Genomic DNA, 25,968 nt, shown 5'->3' on the forward strand with positions numbered 1-25,968 from the left:
CTACCCCTAAATCTCTTACTTTTTAACTGCTACATATTATTATATCTAATAAAAAGCTCCCTGTAAAGAGAGCTTCCTAATAGTATATTTTAGAAATTAACTTTATCACCATAAAATGCACAATTGTATATCTTCTTCATAGTCTCCTCATCTATTGGCCTTGGGTTAGAACCTGTACATGCATCTAGAACTGCGTTATGTGCCATAAATTCAACCTTTTTCTTAAAGTCTTCTTCAGGTACTCCCCACTCTTTTACAGTATGAGGTATGTTTAATCTAGTATTTAAGTCATTTACCATTTCTATTAATGAATCAACCAATTCTGAGTCATTATTTCCATTTAATCCTAAACTTCTAGCTATTTCTGCATATCTATCTTCACAAGCTTTCCTATTGTATTGTATTACATGAGGAAGGAAAATAGCATTTGCACATCCATGTGGTATATGGAATACAGCTCCTATTTTATGTGCCATACTGTGAGTAATTCCAAGTAAAGCATTAGAGAAAGCCATTCCTGCAAGACATTGTGCTATGTGCATTTCACTTCTAGCTTTCTTATCTCCTTCAAAAGACTTAACTAAATTTTCTTTAGTCATAACAATAGCTTTCATGGCAAGTGGGTCTGAGAAAGGTGATCTTGCACTAGCTACATATGCCTCTATAGCATGAGTTAAAGCATCCATTCCTGTGTGTGCAACTAATTTAGGTGGCATAGTTTGTGCAAGTTCAGGATCTACTATAGCAATATCTGGTGTTAAATTGAAGTCCGCTAAAGGATATTTTATTTCTGTTTTATAATCAGTTATTACTGAAAAAGCTGTAACCTCTGTTGCAGTACCACTTGTTGAAGGTATAGCTATAAATTTAGCCTTTTTCCTCAATTCTGGTATTCCAAAAGGAACCACTGCTTGTTCAAAAGTAAAGTCTGGATATTCATAGAAAATCCACATAGCTTTTGCAGCATCTATTGGAGAACCTCCGCCCATTCCTATAATCCAATCTGGCTCAAATTCTCTCATAATAGCAGCACCATTCATAACAGTTTCCACAGATGGATCAGGTTCAACGCCTTCAATTAGCTTTGTATCTATTCCAGCTTCCTTTAAATAGCTTTCAACTTTATCTAAGAAACCAAACCTCTTCATTGAGCCTCCGCCCACAACTATTACTGCTTTTTTTCCTTTAATGGTCTTTAAAACCTCTAAACTTCCTTCTCCAAAATAAATATCTCTAGGTAATGTAAATCTTGCCATAGTATCCCTCCTAATTTGTTTTGCAACTATTCATAATAGTTAATTTATTAACAATATTATATTACAGTTTATGCACTCAATCAAGTTTTAATAACAATTCTAATACTTTTTGAGGCAATATTTTAATCTTTTTACTATTATAGAACAAAAGACCGTACAAAATGCACAGTCTTTCGCTTACTGTCATATTATGTTATTGTTAAAATTGTTTCAATTATCACTATTTAGCGTAATTGTGGAATCCTCTTCCTGTCTTTCTTCCTAGCCATCCAGCTCTTACATATTTTCTAAGTAATGTATGAGCTCTGTACTTAGAATCTCCAGTTTCTTTGTATAATACATCCATTATTGCAAGACATACATCAAGTCCTATAAGGTCTCCTAATGCTAAAGGTCCCATTGGATGGTTAGCACCAAGCATCATAGCTTTATCTATATCTTCAGCTGAAGCTATGCCTTCTGCTAAGATTCCAACACCTTCATTTATCATAGGAATTAATATTCTGTTTACAACAAATCCTGGAGCTTCTGCAACTTCAACTGGATCTTTTCCTATAGTTAAAGAAGCTTCTTTTACAGCATCGAAAGTTTCTTGAGAAGTTGCCATTCCTCTTATAATTTCAACTAGCTTCATTACTGGAGCTGGATTGAAGAAGTGCATTCCTATAACTTTGTCTGGTCTGTTTGTTGCTGAAGCAACTTCAGTTATTGATAGAGAAGATGTATTTGATGCAAGTATTGTTTCTGGCTTGCATATCTTATCTAAGTCAGCAAATATTTGTTTCTTTATTTCCATGTTTTCTACTGCTGCTTCTACTACTAAATCGCAATCAGCTGCCATATTTAGGTCAACTGTTCCAGTTAATCTTGAAAGAATTTCATCTTTTACAGCTTCTTCCATCTTTCCTTTTGATACTAACTTAGTAAGAGATTTATTAATACCATTAAGTCCTCTTTGAACGAACTCATCTTTAATATCTCTTAAAACTACTTCAAATCCTTTTGTCGCAAACACTTGAGCAATTCCTGCACCCATTGTTCCAGCGCCAAGCACACATACCTTTTTCATAATCTCACATACCTCCCAAATTTAAAAAATTAGTTTTTATAATGTAATTTTATAATTTAAATTAATATGTAAGTTAATGTCTACCTTAATAAGTCAAATAAGCCATTAACTCCATTTTAATTATTATCTATAATTTTTTATTTGAGCTATTAATTCAGGAATAATTTTTGCAAAGTCTCCAACTAATCCTAAATCAGCAACATTCATGATTGATGCATCAGCATCTCTGTTAATAGCAATTATATAATCACTATCTTGCATTCCAGCTAAATGTTGGATTGCTCCTGAAATACCTACTGCAATATATAATTTTGGCCTTACTGTCTTTCCTGTTTGACCTACTTGTAGAGCATGGTCAATCCAGCCATTTTCAACAGCTGCTCTTGATCCTGCTACTGTTCCACCTAGTACATCAGCAAGTTCTTGAAGTAATGCAAAGTTTTCTTTGCTTCCTACTCCTCTTCCTCCTGATACTATGATTTCAGCTTCACTGATATCAGCTACTTCTTTAGCTATTTTAACCACTTCTTTAACAGTTACTCTTAAATCTTTTTCTCCTAATACTGCTGATACCTTTTCTATTTTAGATTCATCTATTTTAGATTCATCTTTACCTAATTTATCGAAAACACCTGGTCTTACTGTAGCCATTTGTGGTCTGTTTTCTGTACACATGATTGTAGCCATTAAGTTTCCGCCGAATGCAGGTCTTGTCATCATTAATTGATTTGTTTCTTCTTCAACGTCTAATGCTGTACAGTCAGCTGTAAGTCCTGTTTTAAGCCTTGCAGCTATTCTTGGTCCTAAATCTCTTCCTATAAAAGAAGCTCCTATGAATAGAACCTCTGGTTTTCTTTCATTTACTAAATCACAAATTGCCTTTGTGTAAGCATCAGTTGTGTAATGAGCTAATTTTTCATCTTCAACATATAATACTTTGTCTGCTCCATAAGCTAATAATTCTTTAGCTAAATCATCTACTTTATTTCCAAGTAAAACTGCAGTTAATTCTGTTCCTAATTTATCTGCAATTTCTCTTCCTTTTCCTAATAATTCTAAGGCAACCTTTTGAAGGTCTCCATCTCTTTGTTCAGCATATACCCAGACACCTTTGTAATCTGCTATATTCATTGATTATTCCTCCACTTCTACTTATATACTCTAAATATAGTGTTTTTCTTTTAATTTTGAAGCTGCGAATGCTGCTGCTTCTTTAGCGGACATATTGACAACTTCACCTTTACCTTTAGTTTCCTTTGGCCAAGATTTCTTAACCTTTGTTGGTGAACCTTTTAATCCTAGAAGTTCTCTATCTACATCAATATCGTTAACGCTCCATATCTTAACTTCTTTTTTGAACACTTCAAATATATTTTTTGCATTCATATATCTTGGTTCATTTAATTCTTTAATTGCAGTTAAAAGACATGGTGTTTTAACTTCTAATATTTCATATCCGTCTTCTAAAGCTCTGTTTACTGTTAAAGTATCTCCGTTGATTTCTACTTTTTGTACATAAGTTACTTGTGGAATTCCTAAGTGTTCAGCAATTTCTGGTCCTACTTGCGCAGTATCTCCATCAATCGCTTGTCTTCCAGCGAATATAACGTCATATTCTAGCTTCTTTAATGCTCCAGCAAGGGCATATGAAGTAGCTAATGTATCTGCTCCTGCAAATGCTCTATCTGTTATAAGAATTGCTTCATCCGCTCCCATAGCCATTGCTTCTCTTAAAGCAGCTTCTGCCTGTGGAGGTCCCATAGTTATAACTGTAACATGCGCTCCATTTTCATCTTTCATTCTTAATGCTTCTTCCAAAGCATGTTTATCTTCAGGATTAATGATTGATGGAACGCCTTCTCTTATAAGTGTTCCTGTTACTGGGTCTATTTTAACTTGGTTTGTATCTGGAACTTGTTTTAAACAAACTACTATTTTCATTGTTTAATTTCCTCCTCAAATTAATCTCTTATCTAAACAACGCACCTGAGATAACCATTTTTTGAACTTGAGATGTTCCTTCATAAATTTCTGTTATCTTAGCATCTCTCATTAATCTTTCTACTGGATAGTCCTTAGTATATCCATATCCACCGAACATCTGAACGGCTTTAGTAGATACTTCCATAGCAGTTTCAGCAGCAACTAATTTAGCTGTTGCAGCTTCTACAGTATAAGGAAGTCCTGCTTGCTTATTCCAAGCAGCTTTATATACTAAGTATCTAGCAGCTTCAATTTTTGCTTTGCATTCTGCTGCCATCCATCCCATGCCTTGGAATTTATATAATTGTTTTCCGAACTGTTTTCTTTCTTTCATGTATTTTATAGCTTCTTCTAAAGCACCTTCTGCTAATCCTAGTGCTTGAGCAGCTATACCAATTCTTCCTCCGTCAAGAGTTTTCATTGCGATTCCAAAACCTTTTCCTTCTTTTCCAAGTAAGTTTTCAGCTGGAACTACGCAATCTTCAAATATAAGTTCAGTAGTTGATGATGCTCTAATTCCTAATTTGTCTTCAACTTTACCTATTGAGAATCCTGGGAAGCCTTTTTCTACTATAAACGCAGATATTCCTTTTGTTCCTTTAGTTTTATCAGTCATAGCAAATACTATGAAAGTATCAGCATAACCACCATTAGTTATGAAAATTTTCTGCCCGTTAAGTATGTATTTGTCTCCATCCTTAATGGCTACTGTCTGTTGCCCTGCAGCATCTGTACCAGCATTTGGTTCAGTTAAACCAAACGCACCAATTTTTCTACCACTTGCTAGATCTGGAAGATACTTTTTCTTTTGATCTTCATTTCCAAATGCATCTATAACAGACGCACAAAGTGAAACGTGTGCGGAAAGTATAACACTATGAGTACCACAAACTTTAGCCAATTCTTCTACTGCCAAAATATATGAAAGATAGTCTCCGCCTGCTCCTTCATATTCAGTTGAGAATGGTAATCCCATTAATCCATACTTACCCATTTTTCTAACATTTTCTACTGGAAATTCTTCAGTTTTGTCTATTTCTCCAGCTATGGGCTTTACTTCATTTTCAGCAAATTCTCTAACCATTTGTCTTACTAATTGTTGCTCCCTAGTAAACTCAAAATTCATATGTTGACCTCCTATCGATTTTTAAAACATTCTAACTTCCTCTTTTCAACAAATGCTGTCATAGCATCAGTTTGATCTTCTGTTGAGAAGCATTCTCCAAAGATTTCTGCTTCTATGTTGATTGCTGTATCTATGTCTACTTGCATACCTCTATTGATAGCTTGTTTGCATAATCTTACAGCAACTGGTGCATTACTTGCTATAGTATTTGCAAGTTTTTTAGCTTCATCCATTAAAGCTTCTGGTGCAACAACTTTATTTACAAGTCCAATTCTTAAAGCTTCTTCAGCCTTTATTGTTCTAGCAGAGAATATTAATTCTTTAGCCATTCCCATGCCTACAAGTCTTGCAAGTCTTTGTGTTCCACCAAATCCTGGAGTTATTCCAAGTGTAACTTCTGGTTGCCCAAACTTAGCTTTTTCTGAAGCTATTCTTATGTCACAAGACATTGATAATTCGCATCCCCCGCCTAAAGCAAATCCATTGATAGCTGCTATAACTGGCTTCTCTAATGTCTCGATTTTTCTAAATACATTATTTCCTAAAATTCCAAATGTTCTTCCTTCTAGAACACTTAAGTCTTTCATTTCAGATATGTCTGCTCCAGCAACAAATGCCTTTTCTCCAGCTCCTGTTATAACAACAGCTAAAACTTCATTATCATTAGCTACCTCATCTATAACTTTATCTAATTCCTTTAAAGTTTCTGAATTTAAAGCATTTAATGCCTTTGGTCTATTTATAGTTATTACAGCTATTTTTCCTTCTTTTTCAATTAAAACATTTTTATATTCCATGTTAGTAATCCTCCCCATATGCCTATTAATTATTAGTATTAATTATTTATTAATTGTTAGTACCTTATAACCTTATATAAATATAAATTAAATATAAATATAAAATGTTAATATCTTAGCCTCATTAATCTCTATCTATTTTTGAAGCTTTCTAACTTTCTCTTTTCAACAAATGCTGTCATAGCATCAGTTTGATCTTCTGTTGAGAAGCATTCTCCAAAGATTTCTGCTTCTATGTTGATTGCTGTATCTATGTCTACTTGCATACCTCTATTGATAGCTTGTTTGCATAATCTTACAGCAACTGGTGCATTACTTGCTATAGTATTTGCAAGTTTTTTAGCTTCATCCATTAAAGCTTCTGGTGCAACAACTTTATTTACAAGTCCAATTCTTAAAGCTTCTTCAGCCTTTATTGTTCTAGCAGAGAATATTAATTCTTTAGCCATTCCCATGCCTACAAGTCTTGCAAGTCTTTGTGTTCCACCAAATCCTGGAGTTATTCCAAGTGTAACTTCTGGTTGTCCAAACTTAGCTTTTTCTGAAGCTATTCTTATGTCACAAGACATTGATAATTCGCATCCCCCGCCTAAAGCAAATCCATTAATGGCTGCTATAACTGGTTTCTCTAATGTCTCAATCTTTCTAAATATTTTATTTCCTAAAATTCCGAATGCTCTTCCTTCTAGGACATTTAAATCTTTCATTTCAGATATGTCTGCTCCAGCAACAAATGCCTTTTCTCCAGCTCCTGTTATAATAACGGCCAAAACTTCATTGTCATTAGCGACCTTATCTACAACTTTGTCCAATTCTTTTAAAGTATCTGAGTTTAACGCATTTAACGCCTTAGGTCTATTGATAGTTACAATAGCTATTTTCCCTTCCTTTTCCAGCAAAACATTTTTATACTCCATAATAATAATCCTCCCCATAATACTTTGTTGAAATTGTTAATATCATAACAATTAAGCATAAATTTTTTTAGGCATAGCGCCTTCGAGACAAAACTCACAGTTATAATTATATAACTATTATTTCTATTTTTCAATAAAAATAATAGTTATTTTTCAAAACTTCTGAAATTTTTCTCTTATTAATGATGTTTCGTACCTTTTAACATATATGTCAAAGTAAGTAAACTTTCGCTTAAGTGGACATTTTCAACGGCTACATCCTCTTTAACATGTAAATCAACTGGCGCAAAATTCCATACACCTTTTACTCCATTAGAAACAAGAATATCACAAACACTTTGGGCATTAGTGCTCGGAACACAAATAACACCTATATCTATTTTATTGCTTTGTAAAGTTTCTTCCAAATCATCTATATCTCTTATTTCAACATCCTTTATTTTTAATCCTATCAGCTTAGGATTAACATCGAAAATTCCTTTAAGGCGAAATCCCAATTTATCAAAATTATAATTAGCTATCGCTTGACCTATATTTCCAGCCCCTATTATTACAATGTTGTACTCTTCTCCCAATCCAAGTATTCTAACGATTTCCTTATATAAATCTTTTACATTGTAACCATAGCCTTGTTGTCCGAAATCTCCAAAATTATTAAGGTCTTGTCGAATTTGGGAAGCGGTAAATCCTATTTTTTCACTCAGCTCTTTTGAAGAAATTCTATCGACATCATTTTCCATGAGCTCTCTTAAGTATCTCTGATATTTAGGCAATCTTCTTATAACGGCCATTGAAACATTACTCTTTCTATCCACGTCTTACCCTCCTTGTTAATGTCTATTTCTAATCTCTGCCCATCTGCAATATGTAATATATCGTATTATTAACTATTTTACTATAGTTAATTTATTAATACAATAATCCTTCAGAGTTAAAAATCTTGTGTCTTATAGCAAAATACAATACTATATTTATATATTTCAATATAAATTTAATTTTCTACTTTTATTCTATATTTTTCTTATAATTATATACATTTTTTAATATTTTTTGTTAAAATATTAACTACTTATTAGGCCTAATATACTATCCTTAATTAGGTAAGATAAATTTCTACTACAAAAAACTTACTTTCCATAGTAAAATATACTGAGGAAGGTGAATGCAATGATAGTTTTGAGCTGCAAGAATATACAAAAAAGTTATGGAATAGATGTGGTTTTAAAAAATGTAACCCTTAACATAAATGAAGGAGAACACATAGGCTTAGTTGGTCCTAATGGAGCAGGTAAATCTACTTTATTTAAAATATTGACTAAGCAACTTGATGCAGACAGCGGTGATATATTTATTGATAAAAATAAGAAAATAGGTTATTTATCGCAGCATCTTTCTTTAGAAACATCTAATTCAATTTATACAGAAACTATATCTGTATTTCAAGATCTTTTAAACTTGGAAAACAAACTTAGAAAATTAGAAGAAGAAATGAATAAGCCATATGATCATGAAAATGAAGAATATCATAATAAGATAATTAGAGATTATACAACTTCTTATGAATTATACAATAACAGAGGAGGATATTCTTATAAAGGTGAGCTAAGCAGAGTATTAAAGGGGCTCGGCTTTACTGAAGATGACTATGATAAGCCCATAAGCATTTTAAGCGGCGGCCAAAAAACCAGAGTTGCCCTATGCAAACTGCTGCTTTCAAGTCCAGAAATTCTCTTACTAGATGAACCAACTAACCATTTAGATCTAGATGCTATAGAATGGCTTGAAGAGTACCTTAAAGCATATAAAGGAACCATTATAATTATATCTCACGATAGATATTTTCTTGATTCCATTACTACAAAGACCTTTGAATTATCAAATGGAACCATTAAATCCTATAATGGAAATTACACTGCTTTTATTGAATTAAAGAAAAAAGAATACGAAGATCAACTAAAAGCTTATAATCTTCAACAAGCTGAAATAAAACGCCAAGAAGAAATTATCGAAAGATATCGTTCTTTCAACAGAGAGAAAAGCATTAGGGCAGCTGAAAGTAGACAAAAGGCTTTAGATAAAATTGAAAGAATAGAAGCTCCCATTTCCAATAATAAACGAACCAAAATTAAGTTTGAAACTCAAATAAAAAGCGGTAATGATGTGCTTCATGTTGAAAATCTATCTAAATCTTATGGAGATAAACTCCTATTTAAAAATCTAAATTTGGATATTAAACGTGGAGAACAAACAGCTTTGATTGGTGAAAATGGTCGTGGAAAGACTACTTTATTTAAAATACTCATGAATAAAGTAAAAAGCGATACGGGTACCTGCACTTTAGGGAAAAATGTATTTATAGGCTACTATGACCAGGAACAATCTAACCTTGACCCTGATAAGACAATTATAGATGAGGTCTGGGATGACTTTCCTGATATGACTACTACCCAAATTCGAAGTGCTCTAGCTGCTTTTTTGTTTACAGGTGATGATGTATTTAAGAAAATTTCCACCCTAAGTGGAGGAGAAAAATGCAGAATAAATCTTTTAAAACTTATGTTATCAAAAGCTAATTTTCTTCTTCTTGATGAACCTACAAATCATTTAGATATAATGTCTCGTGAAGCCTTAGAAGATGCTCTATCAAATTATGATGGAACTGTTTTAGTTATATCCCACGATAGATATTTTTTAAATAAGGTTGTAGAAAAGATACATGAACTAAATGAAGATGGAATAAAAACCTTTCTTGGAAACTACAGCTACTATATAGAAAAGAAAAAGAATCCTCTAAGATTTCAAGAATTAGAGGAGGCTGAAGGTAAGACAAAAACTCAAATACAATATGAAAAGAAAAAGAAAAGAGAAGAGGAAAAGTTACAAAAACAGAAGAAACTAAAAATAAAAGGTCTAGAAGACACTATTTCCAACTTGGAAAAAAATATAGAAAATCTTAATCAACAGCTTTGCCTTGAGGAAGTATATTCTAACCCTGAAAAGAGCGAAGAAGTGAATAAAGAAATCGCAAAATGTCAAGCTGAACTTGAAGAACTATATTCAGAATGGGAAGAACTTATTGAGGAATAGCAATAAATTATAACAACAATTTATTGCTAGTGGAGAGTGGAGAAATTGAGAAAATGTTCTAAGCGGCTAACAGTAATATTTATAAAAAGTGACTATTGCAAAACAAATATTTATAAACTGTCATAAATAAAAAACCATGCATATAATATGGAATATATTTCTCTATTCATGCATGGCTTTTAATTTTATACAGAACTTTTATGCATTTTTCAATAGCCTCTTTGCGTAGTGAAGCTTTCATAAATGCAAATCTCATACTCCAGTTCAATAATAAAAGAATATAATCATTAAAGTTAACGTTTAAATGCACTTAATAGAAACATTTTTATTGTAGTTTTTCCCCACAATTAGGACAATACATTATTGTTCTTTTTATTTCTTTTAAGTTTTCACCACAATAAGGGCAAAACTTAAATGTCTTTTTGATATTCAGTGCATCTTTGAATTTTTCCTCACTTATAGGAGTTTGCATTACTGCATCCACATTAAAATCCCTATAATTCTCTAAATTTATTGAGTTACTTGAAGATAGTATACACCAAGTATCAGGTTTAACTTTTTTTATTTTTTCTATAAGCTTATCTCCAGTTATTTTTTTCATAATCAAATTTGCGATAACTATACTCGGTAAATATTCTTCTACCTGTTTTATAGCATCATATTCATTTGATATCTTTACATCATATCCAAGACTTTGTAATAAGTCTCTCATTATAATTTCTTCGAACTTACAGTCATTTATAATTAATACCTTCTGCAAAATTTATACCATCCCCTGACACTTTAATTGTATTAAGCTGTCCTTAACTTTCCAATTTCTTAATACTATTATAAGATATTTTTTTTGTTATATAAAGTGTCTTTTATAACAGCATTTTCCTTATGACGCTAAATAATAGCGGCTTCATGTTATCAATACTGTCAGGTTCATTTAAGATTATAGAACTGTAGCATACAGAACTTATTAACTCAATTATCATAAAGACAACCTTTTCCAGAGTATCTGAATCCATATTTATAGGTTTGTTGCTGTCTAGGAAAAAATCTCTTGCTCTTTTCATTTTGTCATAATTTCTAGGGTCTCTTAGAGCATTTCTAAACACTCCCCATGAAAGATTTTTATTTATCAATTCCAAAAGTCTCTTATTTTCTTTTAAATCTTCAATTAAATACTTTGCAAACATTATCATTCTATCTACAAAAGAAACATCTTGCTTTAATGCTTCCATTTCAGTCTTATTCATAGCTTCATTTAAAAGGCTAAGACTTTTTCTCCATACTATTCTATCTATGATATCATGTTTATCTTTAAAATATAGGTAAAAGGTTCCCTTTGCTACCCCTGCCTTTTTTGCAATATCATCAATAGATGTTTTATTGACTCCCTTGGTAGTAAAGAGTTCATAAGCTGCTTCATAAAGCTTATTTTGCTTTATAAGCTTTTTCTCTTCCGTCCTTGTTTGTTCTTCAGATTTTACACTCAACCTATCTTCACCTTCTTGAAGTTTTATTTATAATCAGTACACTTTTTCGTACACCTCTATACTTTAAACTTTAATCCATTCTTAGTACTAAGTAAACAAAAAAATACAGAATAAGGCCGTATTTGAAAAAATATTTACGAAACTATTTCTTCAAACACAGCCTAAATCCTTAAACTTTAATTTTTAACTTATATATTAGTATAGATGGCACGCCACTTTATGTCCATTTTCTAATTCTTTCATTTCAGGCTCTACATTCCTACAGATTTCCATGCACTTGTTGCATCGAGTATGAAATCTGCATCCTTTAGGTGGATCTATAGGGCTTGGTACATCCCCTTCTAAGATAATTCTTTCACTTCTCCGTGTTGGATCAGGTATAGGTATAGCAGAAAGAAGAGCCTGTGTATAAGGATGTTTTGGATTATTATAAAGACTATTGTCATCTCCTATTTCTACTAACTTACCAAGATACATTACACCTACACGATTGCTTACATGTTTTACTACATTTAATCCATGAGCAATAAATAAATAGGTTAGGTTAAATTCCTTCTGTAAATCATCTAGTAAGTTTAAAACTTGAGCTTGTATAGATACATCAAGAGCAGATACAGCCTCATCACATACAATCAGCTTTGGATTTACGGCTAAAGCTCTAGCTATACCTACCCTCTGTCTTTGTCCTCCACTAAATTCATGAGGATATCTATTTCTATGGTAAGATGCAAGCCCTACATAATCTAAAAGTTCCTTAACCCTTCTTTCAAGTTCTGCTCCTTCTGCAATATTATTAACCTTCATAGGTTCCGCGATAATCTGCCCAATGGTCATTCTTGGATTTAATGAAGCATATGGATCCTGAAATATGATTTGTATTTCACGTCTTAACTCTTTCTGTCTCTTTTTACTTATCTTTGATATATTTTCATTCTTAAAAATTATTTCTCCTGATGTAGGCTCCAATAGATTAACAATCATCCTTCCAGTAGTGGATTTACCACATCCTGACTCTCCAACTAATCCTAAAGTCTCTCCCTCAAATATATCAAAGCTTATACCATCTACTGCCTTTACATTGTTCTTGACTTTATTGAAAAAACCTGAATGTATAGGGAAATACTTTTTCAAATCTTTTACTTGTAATAAGACTTCAGCCATTGCACGTCTCCTCCTTTCCACTATACAAAAAACACCTAACTTCTCTTTCTCCTACTCTAATTAGATTTGGACTTTCTTTTTTGCATTTATCCATGCATTTAGTGCACCTAGTGCTAAAAGCGCATCCTTTAGGTAAATTTAACGGATTAGGTACAACTCCATCTATTGCAAACAATTTTTCTTTATCATCATCAATTTTAGGTATAGACATAAGCAAGCCTTCTGTATAAGGATGAAGAGGTTTTTCAAAAAGCTCCTTAACATTTGCCTTTTCTACAACTTGACCACAATACATTACAACTACCTTATCTGCGGTCTCTGCTACCACCCCTAAATCGTGAGTTATAAGCAATATGGAAGTTCCAAATTTATTTTTAAGATTCAACATCAAATCTAAAATCTGAGCTTGAATGGTTACATCCAGCGCTGTAGTCGGCTCATCAGCAATTAAAAGTTTAGGCTTGCAGGCAAGTGCCATTGCTATCATTATACGCTGTCTCATTCCTCCACTCATTTGATGAGGATAATCCTTTATTCTCTTATGTGGAGATGGTATTCCTACTAGCTCAAGCATCCTTATAGACTCAAGTACCGCTTCTTTTTTGGTTAAATTCTTATGCCTCATTAAAGTTTCACAAAGCTGTTTTTCTATAGTAAAAACAGGATTTAAGGAGGTCATAGGTTCTTGAAATATCATAGATATTTTATTGCCTCTAATATCTTGCATCTCTCTTTTATTCTTTTTTAGTAGATCCTCTCCCTCAAATAAAAGTTCTCCTTCTGATATTTCTCCTGGAGGGCTCTGTATAAGTCTCATTATAGATAGAGAAGTTACGCTTTTTCCACTTCCAGATTCTCCAACTATAGCAACAACTTCTCCCTCATCAACTTTAAAGCTTACTCCGTTGACCGCATTTACTATTCCTTTCTTTGTCTTAAATTGCGTCTTAAGATTTTTTACTTCTAGCAGCATTAAGATCCCCCCTAATTACGTAGCTTAGGGTCTAATGCATCCCTAAGTCCATCCCCGAATAAATTAAAAGCAAGTACTGTAATTGTTATAGCAATCCCCGGAAATACAACTATATGAGGGGCATTGAAAAAGTAAGTTCTTCCAGAGCCAAGCATACTTCCCCACTCAGCAGCTGGCGGCTGAACTCCAAGACCTAAGAACCCTAGTGCAGCTGTATCCAATATAGCCGAAGATATTCCTAAAGTAGCACGTACAACTATAGGAGATATAACATTTGGCAAAATGTGCTTAAATATAATAGCAGCATCACTATTGCCTATTACTTTTGCAGCTTGAACAAATTCACTTTCTTTTATAGATAATATAGACCCTCTCACTATTCTGGCATACTCAGGTATTGTTACTATACTTATAGCAATTATAGCTTTGTCAATTCCTTTACCAAGAGCCGCCATAAAAGCTATGGCTAAAAGCATAGATGGAAAAGCCAATATTATATCCATAAATCTCATTATAATCATATCCACTTTTTTACCGTAATATCCAGCAACTGCTCCAAGCACAGTTCCTATACTAAGAGCAAAGGCTACAGCTGTGATTCCAACTCTTAATGATATCTTAGTACCGTCTATAACTCTGCTTAATATATCTCTACCTTGTTCATCCGTACCTAATATATGAGCACTTGAAGGAGCCTGAAGGCTTTGAGAAAGCTCGCCCACATTTGGATCATAAGGCTCTAAAAACTTTCCGAACAGAGCTATCAATATAAGCAGTATTATTATAACCATTCCAACTACAGCAGCCTTGTTTTGTATTAACATATTCCACATTTCTCTCAATTGAGATGTAGGTTTTTCTTCTTTCAATTCCGCATCAATTCTATTTATATCATCTACAGCTTTATCTTCCATTTGTAATTTTCCTTCCATCATTTAGACCTCCTTATGAATATTTTATTCTTGGGTCTAGTTGTGCATATAGTAAGTCTACAATTAAATTCACAACAACGAAAATAATTGCTAGCATCATAACAGCACCTTGTACTACAGGATAATCAGATTTTAATATAGCATCTATGGTATAACTTCCAACTCCTGGCCAAGCAAAAACAGTTTCGGTTAGCACTGCTCCTCCGAGCAAAGAACCTAATTGAAGTCCTATTACTGTTACGATTGGTATCAAAGCATTTCTCAAAGCATGACTTAATATAATCACTCTCTCAAAAATCCCTTTTGCTCTTGCTGTTCTTACATAGTCCTGCCTTATGACCTCTAACATAGTAGATCTAGTCATACGAGCTATAATAGCAGTTGAATAAGATGCTAGAGCAACAGATGGCAATACTATATGGCTTAATGAGCTTTTTAAAGCCTCCATATTTCCAGTTATTAAGCTATCTAAGATATAAAGTCCAGTTATATGCTCAGGCTCCAAACCTATCTGTATTCTTCCAGCCGCTGGGAGCAAGCCTAACTTTACTGAAAATAATATTATAAGCATAAGTCCAAGCCAAAATATAGGCATAGATACACCTAAAAGAGAAACTACTGTGCTCACATAGTCAATAATTGTATTTTGCTTAACAGCCGATATTACCCCTATAAGAATTCCAAATACAGAAGCTAGTATAATGGAAATTAGTGCAAGTTCCAAAGTAGCTGGAAATCTTGAACCTATTTCAGAAGCAACAGATGTGTTTGTAATTAGCGAACTTCCTAAATCTCCATGTAGAATTCCCTTTAAAAAATTAAAATACTGTACATATAATGGTTGATTTAAGCCCAGCTGTTCTCGAAGTCTTTCTATCTGTTCTGTAGTAGCATGTTGTCCTAGTATTATGCTGGTTGGATCTGATGCAAATACATGCATAACAATAAAAACCATTATTGAAACTCCTAAAATTACAGGAATAAGCATAATCAACCTTTTGATTATATATTTAGCCACAAAAATGCCCCCTCTTTATCTTATATAAAGAAAATGGAAAACCCTAAAAAAGGGTTTCCACTTTTAATCCTTAGTAACTTTTCTACTCTTTATCCACTTGATTCAAGAATACAACACCAGTTGGATGATATATAAAGCCTTTTACCTTAGGTGAATATGCAGCCATGCTTTTAGCACTTGAGATTGGAAGCCATGGCGCATCCTTAGCTACTATCTCTTGGATATCTTTATACATCTTTTCTCTTTCTGCCCCATTTGGAGTCTTTCTAGCCTCTTTAAGCAATTTATCAACTTGCTCATTTTTATATTTAGCTACATTTAAAGTAGATTCTATTTCATTTGAGTCAAGAAGTGATAAGAAGTTATCAGCATCTCCATTATCTCCAGTCCATCCATAGAACATGATGTCACCTTCTCCTTGAGCTGCTTTATCCTTGTATTCTTTCCACTGATAAACATTTATTGTAGACTTAATACCAACTTTCATTAAATATGCTTGAATTGATTCAGCTAACTTTTGACCTGCTGGATTATAAGGTCTTGGGTTAGAGTATGCTATAATCTTTATTTCTAAGTTTTCTTTTCCTAATTCCTTTAACATAGCCTTTGCTTTCTCTGGATTATACTCATATGGCTTAACCTTATCATTAAAACCTGGTATAAAACTTGGCATCTGACTATTAGCAAGTTCTGCATATCCTTGATATAAGAACTTAACTAGTTCTTCTCTATTGATAGCATAGCTAACTGCTTCTCTAAGCTTAGGATCATTAAATGGTGCTCTTGAAGTATTAAATGCCATATAGTTTATATTCATTCCTTGCTCTAAGAACATTTTTGCTCCTGACTTTTCTATCTGTTCTACATTACTAGCATCTACTCCATCTATAATGTCTACAGCTCCTGTCATAAGTTGTGTTGCTCTTACTGAATTTTCCTTTGTAAATTGGAAAACTACTTTATCTACTTTCGCCTTTTCTCCCCAGTAATCATTATTCTTTTCAAGGGTAATAGCCTGACCTTTATCCCATTTTACAAACTTAAAAGCTCCTGTTCCAACTGGATTTTCAATAAACTTATCTCCATATTTTTTAACAGCTGTAGGACTTACAATTGGAGCTGCAAGCGCCATAGCTAAATTTGAAAGGAATGGAGTATAAGGTTCCTTTAAAATGATTTTTACTGTGTAAGTGTCTACTACCTCTACCTTATCAACTGGACCAAATGTGAAAGAAGCATAAGGCATGGCATCTGTTCTATTTGGAGGAAGCTGCCTCTCTATACTAAACTTAACTGCTTCAGCATTGAAATCTGTTCCGTCATGAAATTTTACACCTTGACGTAATTTAAAAGTATACTCTTTTCCATCTTCACTTATTGTCCATTCTGTAGCTAGTGCTGGTTCTAATTCAGTTGAGTCTTTTTTGTACTTTAATAATCCATCAAATACATTTACAATTATTTTTGCAGATTCTCCATCATCTACAAAAGCAGGATCTAATCCTCTTGGGTCTGAACCTTGTGCAAAAATTAATGTTTTTCCACTTTTACTGCTTTCTTGTTTTGCCCCATTACTATTTGCAGAACTATTTTTGCTGCCGCATCCACTTAATAAGGATGTGAAAACAAAAGTAGCTGCAAGCACTGCTACTAATAGCCTTTTCTTCATAGTTTTATATCCCCCTTTTTATACTTTTTACAATATATAAATATAAAATAATTCAATTATCTAAAATTTTATAAATTAATATTGATAATTTTAGATAATAAAAAATTATTTTTATTAGCCCCTTTTTATAAAACAATTATTTCCCACTTACTTCGTTACAATATATAAAAAAACCCTCTATTATATAAAAAAAAACCGATATATAACATTATAAATGCTATTGAAATTTATTCCTTGATATCGAATTTATTCAATACATGTAATTAACTTATAAATTTTATTTTCTATTATATACTCCTTTCATATAAAATGCAATATCTATTTTGCAATTATTCATATTTTTCTTGCATAAAAAAATCAGATATATAAATTCTATATATCTGAAATCTTAATAATCAAAGCGATAATCAAAGCAAAGCCATTTTTTTAGTTGTTATTATCTTTCTCCTAATTTTAAATTAGGTATAGCATTTAATTCTAATGGTGCTATTCTTCCCTTTAAAAATTCAAAATACGCAGCGCTTCCAATCATAGCTGCATTATCTGTACACAAAATTGGATCTGGGAACAGCACTTTTATTCCATTCTTATTCCCTTCTTTTATCATACTTTCTCTCAAATGACAGTTTGAAGCAACTCCTCCTGCTATGGCTATTTTATCTACCTTTTTAAGTCGACATGCCTTTAGAGCATTATCAACCAGCACGTCTACTACAGCCTTTTGAAAAGAAGCAGCTATATCAGCTCTATTTATTTCTTCACCTTTCATATTCATCTTATTAAGATAATTAAGTACTGCTGATTTTATTCCACTAAAAGAAAAGTCCAAAGAATCCTTATCATGAAAGTTAGCCCTTGGAAAAGCTATAGCTTCTTCGTTTCCTTCTCTTGATATTTTATCTATTTTAGGTCCTCCAGGATATCCAAGCCCTATAGCTCTTGCTACCTTATCAAAAGCTTCTCCTGCAGCATCATCTCTTGTTTGTCCTAGTACTTCAAATTTTCCATAGTCTTTCATATATACTACAAAAGTATGTCCTCCTGAAACTACAAGGCATACAAATGGAGGTTCTAAATCTTTATATTGTATAAAATTAGCACTTATGTGACCTTCAATATGATTTACCCCTATTAGAGGTTTTTTTAAGCCATAAGAAAGTCCCTTAGCATATTGAACTCCTACTAGCAATGCCCCTACTAATCCTGGACCATAAGTAACAGCTACAGCATCTATATCTTCTAATGTAATATCAGCCTTTTCTAAAGCTCCTTCTACTACTGCTCCTATAGCCTCTATATGCTTTCTAGATGCAACTTCAGGTACTACTCCTCCAAATTTAGTATGTATATCTATTTGGGAAGATATTATATTAGATAATACTTCTCTTCCATTAACTACCACAGCTGCTGCAGTTTCATCACAGCTAGTTTCTATAGCAAGAATCTTTATATCTTTATTCATACTTTTCCCTCTTTCGCTTTTAAACCCTCATCTTATTATTGACAAATTTCAGAACTAATTATACCTCACCCATAAGGTATTAGCAACCTTGCCATACTGTGTTATAATATTATCTGACTCTACAAAGGGGGTTGATATAATGAACACTTATGCAAAAGTAGTTGTGAATGGTTCTCCAATTTCAAAATCTAATTTTAAGCTCTCTAACTCAAGCGGCAGGTCTATTCTTCCTTATAATTCTGGTAAATATCATGATAGATATGCTTTATACGAAAAGGAAATAGCATATGTTGCAAGACTGCAAAATCCTAATGTATTTCTTACAGAATCCTTAATTGCAGTTCTAAAGGTTTATTATAAAAGTAAAAAAAGACATCCTGATACAACAAATATACCTAAAAGTATTTTTGATGGAATTGAAAAGAGCGGACTTATTATAAACGATGCTCAGATTAGAAGACTTATAATAGAGGAATATTATGACTCTAAAAATCCACGATTTGAATTAGAGCTTTTTGGAGAAAGTACATATTCTATTAATTATAAAGTTTCTAAAAAGGAGTCCGCAGATGAACCTATAGAATATGAACCTCCTGCTAATAAAAAGTCTCAAGGATTAAAAAATATTAAACCCAAATCCATAGATGAAGTTCACAGTACTTGTGCAATTTGCGGTAAGATAATAAAAAATGAAAATGAAATTATTTCTGCAAATAAGGGTAAGACATTGATATGTAAATCATGTTTTAAAAAAGCCTTTTAAAAAAGCCTAAGCAATATATGCTTAGGCCTTTTGTTCTACTCTTATTTAATATAATTTGCTGCACTTTCTGCAGCTTTATAACCTTCTAAAGTTATTTCATCTACTTTCTCATGAGCATAAAGCAAATCACCACAGGCATATACTCCTTCTAAATCTGTTTCCATCTTCCAATCCACTTTAGGTCCTCTTGTTTCCTGAGAAATTTCAATTTTAGCTTTCTTTACCAGCTCATTTTCCGGAGAAATTTCTACAGATAATAACACCGTATCACAAGAAATATATTCCTCAGTTCCTTCTATAGGGTTCTTATTTTCATCAACCCTTGCAATGGTGATTCCTTCAACTCTATCTTTTCCATCTAAACCAACTATTGTATAAGATAATTTTATAGGTATGTTGAAATCTTCTAAACAGTCTTCTATATACTTTGGGGAAGCTTTAAGAGCAGATGATGCTTCTACTACAGCTTTAACCTTAGCTCCTTCTAAAACAAGTCTTTTTGCCATAATAAGAGCTACATTTCCCGAACCTATAATCACTATTTCCTTTCCAGGCATATATCCTTCTATGTTAACAAACTTCTGTGCCATTCCTGCAGTATATATTCCTGCACTTCTACTTCCTGCTATGTTTATAGCTCCTCTTGGCTTTTCCCTACACCCTGTAGCTAAAATTACAGCTTTTGGTTTTATCTCCATTACACCATCTTCTTCATTAACTGCCCAGATTGTCTTATCTCTGTTAAAATCAAATACAGTAGTGTTCAGCTTATATTCTATTTCCATTTCTTTAACTTGCTTTATAAACTTTTCAGCATATTCAGGACCTGTAATCTCTTCTCCAAAAATTTCTTTTCCAAAGCCGCTGTGTATACACTGGTTTAAAGTTCCTCCAAGACATTCCTCTTTTTCTAATATTAAAATTTTGCTGATTCCAAGTTCTTTAGTCCTTATAGCTGCCGCAAGCCCTGCTGGTCCTCCTCCAACTATTACTACATCATATTCATGCATTTAAAATCCCCCCATTTGCATATCTAATATTCATACTGGAGATTATTAACATTTATATCAAACTCGCTAAGTTGATTTTCTTTAAATTTTATATCCTCAGGATAATATAATATAGTCCAAGGTCTTGAAACATTTGAAGGAAGTTCTCCAAACTCCTGTACATTAAAATAAAAAGGTGCTGATGCAATAATCTTACCATCTTTTATTATATCTAACGTAGCTTCCAAGTTAAACACAGAATAAGAATATCCATTTCGAATGAATATGTCCACAAGAAGAGAACCATCCTCATTATAAAATGCACTTATTCCATTAAAAGTTATTCTATTTGTAGGTGGATCTCCTAACTTATCTAAATGGTTTTGAAGTTCTTGCTTCGTGGCATCATCTATTCTAGATAAGTCTGCCATAGGTCCAAAACTATATTGCTGCTTTTTTAATGTGGACTCTGATACAGGTTCATTATTGTTCTGTATGCCCTCATTAGAAGAGCTTACTTTATTAGTCATACACCCTACAAGTAAAAATGTAACTAATATCAACATAATTGCCCTTTTCATATTGTCTCTCCTCTAGTGCTGATTTATGACACTATTTGAACCAGTGTAATTATATCACTTCAATTTTCTTATGTCTATTAGTAACATGAGGTTATTTTAAATCTAACTTTTCTCCACAGTTAGGACAGTATTTAAACGACGAATCCACAATACTTCCACAATTTCTACACCTTGTCTCTTTTTTATTGTAAAATTCATTACTATAGTTGCTATAAATTTCATTAAGTTCACTATCTTCTATATACACTTCTTCACCTTGTTCTAACTTTTTACCTAATTCCCCTGATATCTCAAATATAGTGTCACAGCATCGTGACTTTAAAAAATACTTTTCTCCCCACTTAAGTATAGGAATAAAAAATATATGAAACACATTGTAAGTTTTTATCATCTTATATGTAGTCATAGCACCACATTTCTTACATATTTTATTGCTTATTTCCCTTATTTCTTTTTCCCTAGTAGAAACACCAAAAATTCCAAAGAAAAACATAAACTCAGCTCCCTATAAAATATGATTTTATCTAACATATTATAATAAAAAATTTCAAGAATTAAAAAAGTATTGTTAAATATAAAATGAAGGCAATCCTTTGCCTTCATTCTATTTAACTATCTTTCTGCATATTATCTGTGCTGAATCATATCTATAGAACCAAGGACTATATGTGCTAGTCCAAAACCTAAAATACCTGCTGCAATCATGGGTTTAATATGCTTTTTAGTCATAGTAGCTCCTGTCCCACTTACTATAGCTCCAAGTACTGTCGGGATTAATCCTTCTTGAATTCTCATAAAAGTCCCTCCTTATTTTAGGTTTCACTTTTATAATTCCACTAGCTATGTTCTTTTATTCTAGCAACATTTTAGTAAATCTCATAGGATAAGTTTAATATTGAGCATACAGCAATTTGTTTCTAGTATGTTCTAGTAAATAAGTATTCCGATTACTGCTGCAATGAAGGTCATAAGTATTGGATCTATCTTATATTTATATGAAAGTATAAATGCTCCTATGAATATAAGTATGCTTTTATAATCTATAAAAGCTCCATAAGCAACTAATATGGCTGCTGCAGCTACTAGTCCAACTGTAGCTGGTCTTAATCCTAAAAAAGCATGTTCAACATATTTATTATTTTTAAATTTTACAAAAAATCGTGTTATTATGAGCATTATTATTATAGATGGTGTTACAACACCAAGGGTTGCAAATAATGAACCTATTGCGCTATTTACCTTATATCCTACATATGTAGCCATATTTATAGCAACAGGTCCTGGAGTAATTTGAGAAATAGCCACCATATCAACAAATTCTTTAGCTCCAACCCATTTGTGTATAGATACAACTTCTTGTTGTATCATTGATAGCATAGCGTATCCTCCGCCAAAGCTAAAAAGACCTATTTTAAAAAATGTGATAAAAAGTCTTAAAAGTATCATTCTTTTTTTCCTCCTATATGTCTCATGTAAAAAATACCACCTAATGCTGAAACTATTATGATTATTATAGGAGTTATATCTACAAAGGCTACTAAAATAGCCACTGCAATAGGTATAATTATAGTTTTTCTATTGATTTTAGCGCTTTTGCTCATGTTTATCACTGGTGCTGCAATAAGAGCTACAACAGCTGGTCTTATTCCCTTAAAAGCTTTTTCTACAAAAACATTATCTTTTATACCTACAAAAAAAGAAGCTATTATTAAAATTATTAAAAAAGATGGTAAAACTGATCCTAAAGTCGTTGCAAGAACTCCTAAGGCTCCTCCTACCTTGTATCCTACAAACACGGAAGTATTAACTGCTATAGGACCCGGCGCAGACTGAGCCAATGCTATCATATCCAGATATTCTTCTCTTTCTATCCACTTTTTTCTCTCTACAACTTCTTTTTCAATTAAAGGAAGCATAGCATATCCTCCGCCGATGGTAAAAGCTCCGATTTTAAAAAAGGCCATAAACATCTCTAGATATTTTTTCATTTAAACACCGCCTAATACATTCTCTATACTGCTCTTTCATAAATCTAATTATATACATTATATATCAATATTACCACCTATGCAGTAGTAAATTCTATTTTATTTTTTACCGCTTTACTCATTTAAATACCTATAAATTAGAAATATAGCTCTTTTTAAAGCCAAGATATACTAGCTTCTTTTCTTGGTACTGTTCTAAAGTACTTTACATCTGGATATCCTATTACCATACATGTTACAACTTGTTTACCCTCTTTAACTCCAAGAAACTCCCTAATCTTTTTACTTCTTTGTGCTGCTCTTACAAAGAAACCGCTAAAAACTGTTCCAAGTCCTAAAGCGTTAGTCATAAGCTCCATGTTGGAAGAAGCTAAGGCTCCATTTACTTCTGAATTGGCTGTAACAACTATTACAGCTGGAGCATTAAAAAATAATTTATCATTATCTTTAGGATTTTGTTCATATGCATCCTTCATTTTTATCCACATCTGTGCATAATTTTTGAATTTCATAGTTTCTGGAGTTAAATTAGCTAACATCTGTTCTCCTATTTCTTTTAATGCATCCAATGTTAATATTTTTAGTTTCTCTAATCCTTCTCTTACAACTATATAAGATACATCTTGCATATTACTTCCTGTTTGAGTGAATCTACCTGCTTCTATAATCTTACGAATTTTTTCTTCTTCCACTTCTTTATCTTTAAATTGTCTTACGCTTCTTCTAAACTTTATAAAATTTAATAGATTATCTTCATCTATAGAAAATTCTTCTTTATTATAGTCTTTTACATCTTCCATGCTATACTCATCTATGGATACAGCATTTTTAGGGCATACAGCTATACAATGTCCGCATTTAATGCATGCTGCATTTTTAACATGAGCTTTACCATCTACTATCTCTATATCATTAGGAAAGCAATCTTTAACACATTGCCCACATCCTATACATTTTTTAACATCTATTTTTAACATATTTATCTCACTCCCTCTATCCATTAATATGTACTTTTTCTATATAAAACTTAGTAATTTTATTTTACACAAAAAAACAAAATCCTGTAAACTATAATGTTTACAGGATTTTCTGGCAGGGGCAGTAGGACTCGAACCCACAACCAATGGTTTTGGAGACCACTACTCTACCAATTGAGCCATACCCCTTCGTGACGAAGTTTATTGTATCATGTATTTTCTAAATATGCAATACATTTTTTAAAATTTTTTCTTATTCTTTAAATCTGCCTTATTTATAATAAAATTATGAGAACTCAATAACATCTTTCATTATAACCTAAGCTTGAGATTATACATTTCAAATTATGCTATATTATGCTAAAATTATTCTGATATACTATATTATACAAGGAAGAGGTACAATAATGGAAATAAGTTTAGGTAAAACCGTAAGAGCTATGTCTATAGCCCTTGATTTAATAGAAATAAGTTCCCTAGAGGATAAAAATATAATAGAAAATGTTTCAAATGTAAATTACTCCAATCATGAATTCACTCATCATTCTAATAGAACTGCTTATATAGCTCTAAAGATAGGCAGCTTTCTAAATTTAAGTAAAGAAAATATGATGCGTTTATATACCTGTGCTCTTTTACATGATATAGGAGCTGCTAATAGCTTAAAACCAAGCCATTCCTCTTGTGATTTTATAAAAGAACACTGTATTAAAGGCTGTGAAATAATTAAGCCTTTTCCCATTTTGAGTGGAATTTCCGAAATAATTTTGTATCATCATGAAAATTATGATGGGACTGGCCCTATGAATATAAAGGAAGATGATATTCCAATAGAAAGTCAAATAATACGACTTGCTGACTTAGTAGAGTTATTATACCAAGAAAAACTACCGCCATATAAGCAGCAAGGTCATATAACTAATTGGGTAATCTCTCATTCTAATACTATATTCTCCAGAAAAATAGTAGATGCTTTTTTAAAAGCTTCTTCTACTGATACCTTCTGGTTTGATCTTGAAAACATAGGCTTTATAGATTTTATATTAGATGAAATTTCTCCTAGCTTAGATATAACTTTGAACTTAGAACACTTTGAAACCATAGCCTCTATTTTTTCAAACATAATTGACTCAAAGAGCAAGTTCACAGCTGTTCACTCTAAAGGAATTTCAGAGTTAGCTTTTAATGTATCAAATCACTTAAGATACTCTGATGAGAAGTGCAAGAAAATGAGAATTGCAGGTCTTCTTCATGATATAGGCAAGGTGGCTATTCCATCCAAAATACTAGATAAAAATGGTCCCCTTACTAAAGAAGAATTCTCTATAATTAAATCTCATGTATACTACACTTCGATTATATTGAGAAAAATAGATGGAATAGAAGATATAAACGAATGGGCTTCAAATCATCATGAAAAATTAAATGGAACAGGATATCCTAGAAAACTATGCTCAAAAGATTTGGGTGAAGAATCAAGGATTATGGCAGTCTGTGATATATATCAAGCTTTAACTGAAGACAGGCCTTATAGAAAAGGACTAAGCACGGATAAAGCCTTTTCTATAATGAGTGACATGGCTTCATCCAATTTTATATGTAAGAAATCCTTATCTTATTTAAAAGAAGCTTTATAATAGTATGTTATTTATAAAACTCTATCTTAATCATTAGATAGAGTTTCTGTATGCTTTTATTTTCCTAGATTTTAGTATACAATAACTAATGATATAAAA

The 25,968-nt window shown here is 32.3% G+C and carries 26 protein-coding genes and 1 tRNA gene; 3 read left to right on the top strand and 24 right to left on the bottom strand.

Translation table 11 applies throughout. The features are described 5' to 3' along the window. Window positions 1-89: 89 nt before the first annotated feature. The 8 genes from ACFWTK_RS07335 to ACFWTK_RS07370 form a co-directional block, all read right to left on the bottom strand. On the bottom strand, window positions 90-1,256 hold the full coding sequence (locus ACFWTK_RS07335) for an iron-containing alcohol dehydrogenase (protein ID WP_415875358.1): 1,167 nt from the start codon (window positions 1,254-1,256) through the stop codon (window positions 90-92). Between the two features lie 220 nt (window positions 1,257-1,476). Beyond that, window positions 1,477-2,325, bottom strand: coding sequence for a 3-hydroxybutyryl-CoA dehydrogenase (locus tag ACFWTK_RS07340; RefSeq protein ID WP_415875359.1), 849 nt, complete (start codon window positions 2,323-2,325; stop codon window positions 1,477-1,479). 123 nt (window positions 2,326-2,448) lie between these two features. Continuing rightward, window positions 2,449-3,456, bottom strand: coding sequence for an electron transfer flavoprotein subunit alpha/FixB family protein (locus tag ACFWTK_RS07345; RefSeq protein WP_415875360.1), 1,008 nt, complete (start codon window positions 3,454-3,456; stop codon window positions 2,449-2,451). Between the two features lie 30 nt (window positions 3,457-3,486). Next, window positions 3,487-4,266 carry an electron transfer flavoprotein subunit beta gene (locus ACFWTK_RS07350; RefSeq protein ID WP_415875361.1) on the bottom strand — a complete coding sequence of 260 codons (780 nt, stop codon included), beginning with the start codon at window positions 4,264-4,266 and terminating at the stop codon, window positions 3,487-3,489. Between the two features lie 28 nt (window positions 4,267-4,294). Beyond that, window positions 4,295-5,434, bottom strand: coding sequence for an acyl-CoA dehydrogenase (locus ACFWTK_RS07355; RefSeq protein WP_415875362.1), 1,140 nt, complete (start codon window positions 5,432-5,434; stop codon window positions 4,295-4,297). Window positions 5,435-5,445: 11 nt separating this feature from the next. Continuing rightward, entirely contained in the window at window positions 5,446-6,231 is a 786-nt protein-coding gene (locus ACFWTK_RS07360; RefSeq protein WP_415875363.1) for a short-chain-enoyl-CoA hydratase, read from the bottom strand. A 131-nt stretch (window positions 6,232-6,362) separates the two neighbouring features. Further along, a complete protein-coding gene (locus ACFWTK_RS07365) occupies window positions 6,363-7,148 on the bottom strand; it encodes a short-chain-enoyl-CoA hydratase (protein ID WP_415875364.1) in 786 nt (261 codons plus the stop codon). 179 nt (window positions 7,149-7,327) lie between these two features. Further along, window positions 7,328-7,963 (bottom strand): redox-sensing transcriptional repressor Rex, encoded by a 636-nt coding sequence (locus ACFWTK_RS07370; protein WP_415875365.1) that lies wholly within the window; start codon window positions 7,961-7,963, stop codon window positions 7,328-7,330. A gap of 352 nt (window positions 7,964-8,315) precedes the next feature. Here ACFWTK_RS07370 and ACFWTK_RS07375 point away from each other — a divergent pair, with 352 nt between their 5' ends. After that, window positions 8,316-10,235, top strand: coding sequence for an ABC-F family ATP-binding cassette domain-containing protein (locus ACFWTK_RS07375; protein WP_415875366.1), 1,920 nt, complete (start codon window positions 8,316-8,318; stop codon window positions 10,233-10,235). Window positions 10,236-10,560: 325 nt separating this feature from the next. Here ACFWTK_RS07375 and ACFWTK_RS07380 read toward each other — a convergent pair whose 3' ends face one another. The 8 genes from ACFWTK_RS07380 to tsaD all read right to left on the bottom strand — a co-directional run bounded on the left by ACFWTK_RS07380 (window position 10,561) and on the right by tsaD (window position 18,934). Then, window positions 10,561-10,995, bottom strand: coding sequence for a response regulator (locus tag ACFWTK_RS07380; RefSeq protein ID WP_415875367.1), 435 nt, complete (start codon window positions 10,993-10,995; stop codon window positions 10,561-10,563). Between the two features lie 103 nt (window positions 10,996-11,098). After that, entirely contained in the window at window positions 11,099-11,719 is a 621-nt protein-coding gene (locus ACFWTK_RS07385; protein ID WP_415875368.1) for a TetR/AcrR family transcriptional regulator, read from the bottom strand. 195 nt (window positions 11,720-11,914) lie between these two features. After that, window positions 11,915-12,880 carry an ABC transporter ATP-binding protein gene (locus ACFWTK_RS07390; protein WP_415875369.1) on the bottom strand — a complete coding sequence of 322 codons (966 nt, stop codon included), beginning with the start codon at window positions 12,878-12,880 and terminating at the stop codon, window positions 11,915-11,917. Further along, entirely contained in the window at window positions 12,873-13,853 is a 981-nt protein-coding gene (locus ACFWTK_RS07395; protein WP_415875370.1) for an ABC transporter ATP-binding protein, read from the bottom strand. Before ACFWTK_RS07395 ends, ACFWTK_RS07390 begins: the two co-directional genes overlap by 8 nt. An 11-nt stretch (window positions 13,854-13,864) precedes the next feature. Further along, the gene (gene nikC / locus ACFWTK_RS07400) at window positions 13,865-14,785 is read right to left on the bottom strand and encodes a nickel transporter permease (RefSeq protein WP_415875371.1); all 921 of its coding nucleotides are present in this window, start codon (window positions 14,783-14,785) and stop codon (window positions 13,865-13,867) included. 13 nt (window positions 14,786-14,798) lie between these two features. Beyond that, window positions 14,799-15,803: an ABC transporter permease gene (locus tag ACFWTK_RS07405; RefSeq protein WP_415875372.1), complete on the bottom strand. Its 1,005-nt coding sequence runs from the start codon at window positions 15,801-15,803 to the stop codon at window positions 14,799-14,801. An 82-nt stretch (window positions 15,804-15,885) separates the two neighbouring features. After that, window positions 15,886-17,472, bottom strand: coding sequence for an ABC transporter substrate-binding protein (locus ACFWTK_RS07410; RefSeq protein WP_415875373.1), 1,587 nt, complete (start codon window positions 17,470-17,472; stop codon window positions 15,886-15,888). A 436-nt stretch (window positions 17,473-17,908) separates the two neighbouring features. Further along, window positions 17,909-18,934 (bottom strand): tRNA (adenosine(37)-N6)-threonylcarbamoyltransferase complex transferase subunit TsaD, encoded by a 1,026-nt coding sequence (gene tsaD / locus ACFWTK_RS07415; protein ID WP_415875374.1) that lies wholly within the window; start codon window positions 18,932-18,934, stop codon window positions 17,909-17,911. 136 nt (window positions 18,935-19,070) lie between these two features. Between tsaD and ACFWTK_RS07420 the strand changes: the two genes are divergently transcribed. Then, window positions 19,071-19,697: a RusA family crossover junction endodeoxyribonuclease gene (locus ACFWTK_RS07420; RefSeq protein WP_415875495.1), complete on the top strand. Its 627-nt coding sequence runs from the start codon at window positions 19,071-19,073 to the stop codon at window positions 19,695-19,697. A 41-nt stretch (window positions 19,698-19,738) separates the two neighbouring features. Here ACFWTK_RS07420 and ACFWTK_RS07425 read toward each other — a convergent pair whose 3' ends face one another. From ACFWTK_RS07425 to ACFWTK_RS07460, 8 genes are all read right to left on the bottom strand, one after another. After that, window positions 19,739-20,707: an NAD(P)/FAD-dependent oxidoreductase gene (locus ACFWTK_RS07425; protein WP_415875375.1), complete on the bottom strand. Its 969-nt coding sequence runs from the start codon at window positions 20,705-20,707 to the stop codon at window positions 19,739-19,741. A 23-nt stretch (window positions 20,708-20,730) separates the two neighbouring features. Continuing rightward, the gene (locus ACFWTK_RS07430; RefSeq protein ID WP_415875376.1) at window positions 20,731-21,267 is read right to left on the bottom strand and encodes an SLAP domain-containing protein; all 537 of its coding nucleotides are present in this window, start codon (window positions 21,265-21,267) and stop codon (window positions 20,731-20,733) included. A gap of 91 nt (window positions 21,268-21,358) precedes the next feature. Beyond that, a complete protein-coding gene (locus tag ACFWTK_RS07435) occupies window positions 21,359-21,760 on the bottom strand; it encodes a zinc ribbon domain-containing protein (protein ID WP_415875377.1) in 402 nt (133 codons plus the stop codon). A gap of 134 nt (window positions 21,761-21,894) precedes the next feature. Continuing rightward, a complete protein-coding gene (locus ACFWTK_RS07440) occupies window positions 21,895-22,062 on the bottom strand; it encodes an asparagine synthase (RefSeq protein ID WP_415875378.1) in 168 nt (55 codons plus the stop codon). A 132-nt stretch (window positions 22,063-22,194) separates the two neighbouring features. Beyond that, window positions 22,195-22,713 (bottom strand): chromate transporter, encoded by a 519-nt coding sequence (locus ACFWTK_RS07445; RefSeq protein ID WP_415875379.1) that lies wholly within the window; start codon window positions 22,711-22,713, stop codon window positions 22,195-22,197. After that, window positions 22,710-23,255, bottom strand: coding sequence for a chromate transporter (locus ACFWTK_RS07450; RefSeq protein WP_415875380.1), 546 nt, complete (start codon window positions 23,253-23,255; stop codon window positions 22,710-22,712). Before ACFWTK_RS07450 ends, ACFWTK_RS07445 begins: the two co-directional genes overlap by 4 nt. A gap of 155 nt (window positions 23,256-23,410) precedes the next feature. Next, window positions 23,411-24,232 (bottom strand): nitroreductase family protein, encoded by an 822-nt coding sequence (locus ACFWTK_RS07455; protein WP_415875381.1) that lies wholly within the window; start codon window positions 24,230-24,232, stop codon window positions 23,411-23,413. A 113-nt stretch (window positions 24,233-24,345) separates the two neighbouring features. Then, a tRNA-Trp gene (locus ACFWTK_RS07460) sits at window positions 24,346-24,421 on the bottom strand. Window positions 24,422-24,639: 218 nt separating this feature from the next. Here ACFWTK_RS07460 and ACFWTK_RS07465 point away from each other — a divergent pair. Then, the gene (locus tag ACFWTK_RS07465; RefSeq protein WP_415875382.1) at window positions 24,640-25,869 is read left to right on the top strand and encodes an HD-GYP domain-containing protein; all 1,230 of its coding nucleotides are present in this window, start codon (window positions 24,640-24,642) and stop codon (window positions 25,867-25,869) included. Window positions 25,870-25,968: the final 99 nt, after the last annotated feature.

It is taken from the genome of Clostridium sp. (assembly GCF_047777555.1).
GTDB lineage: Bacteria > Bacillota > Clostridia > Clostridiales > Clostridiaceae > Clostridium_H.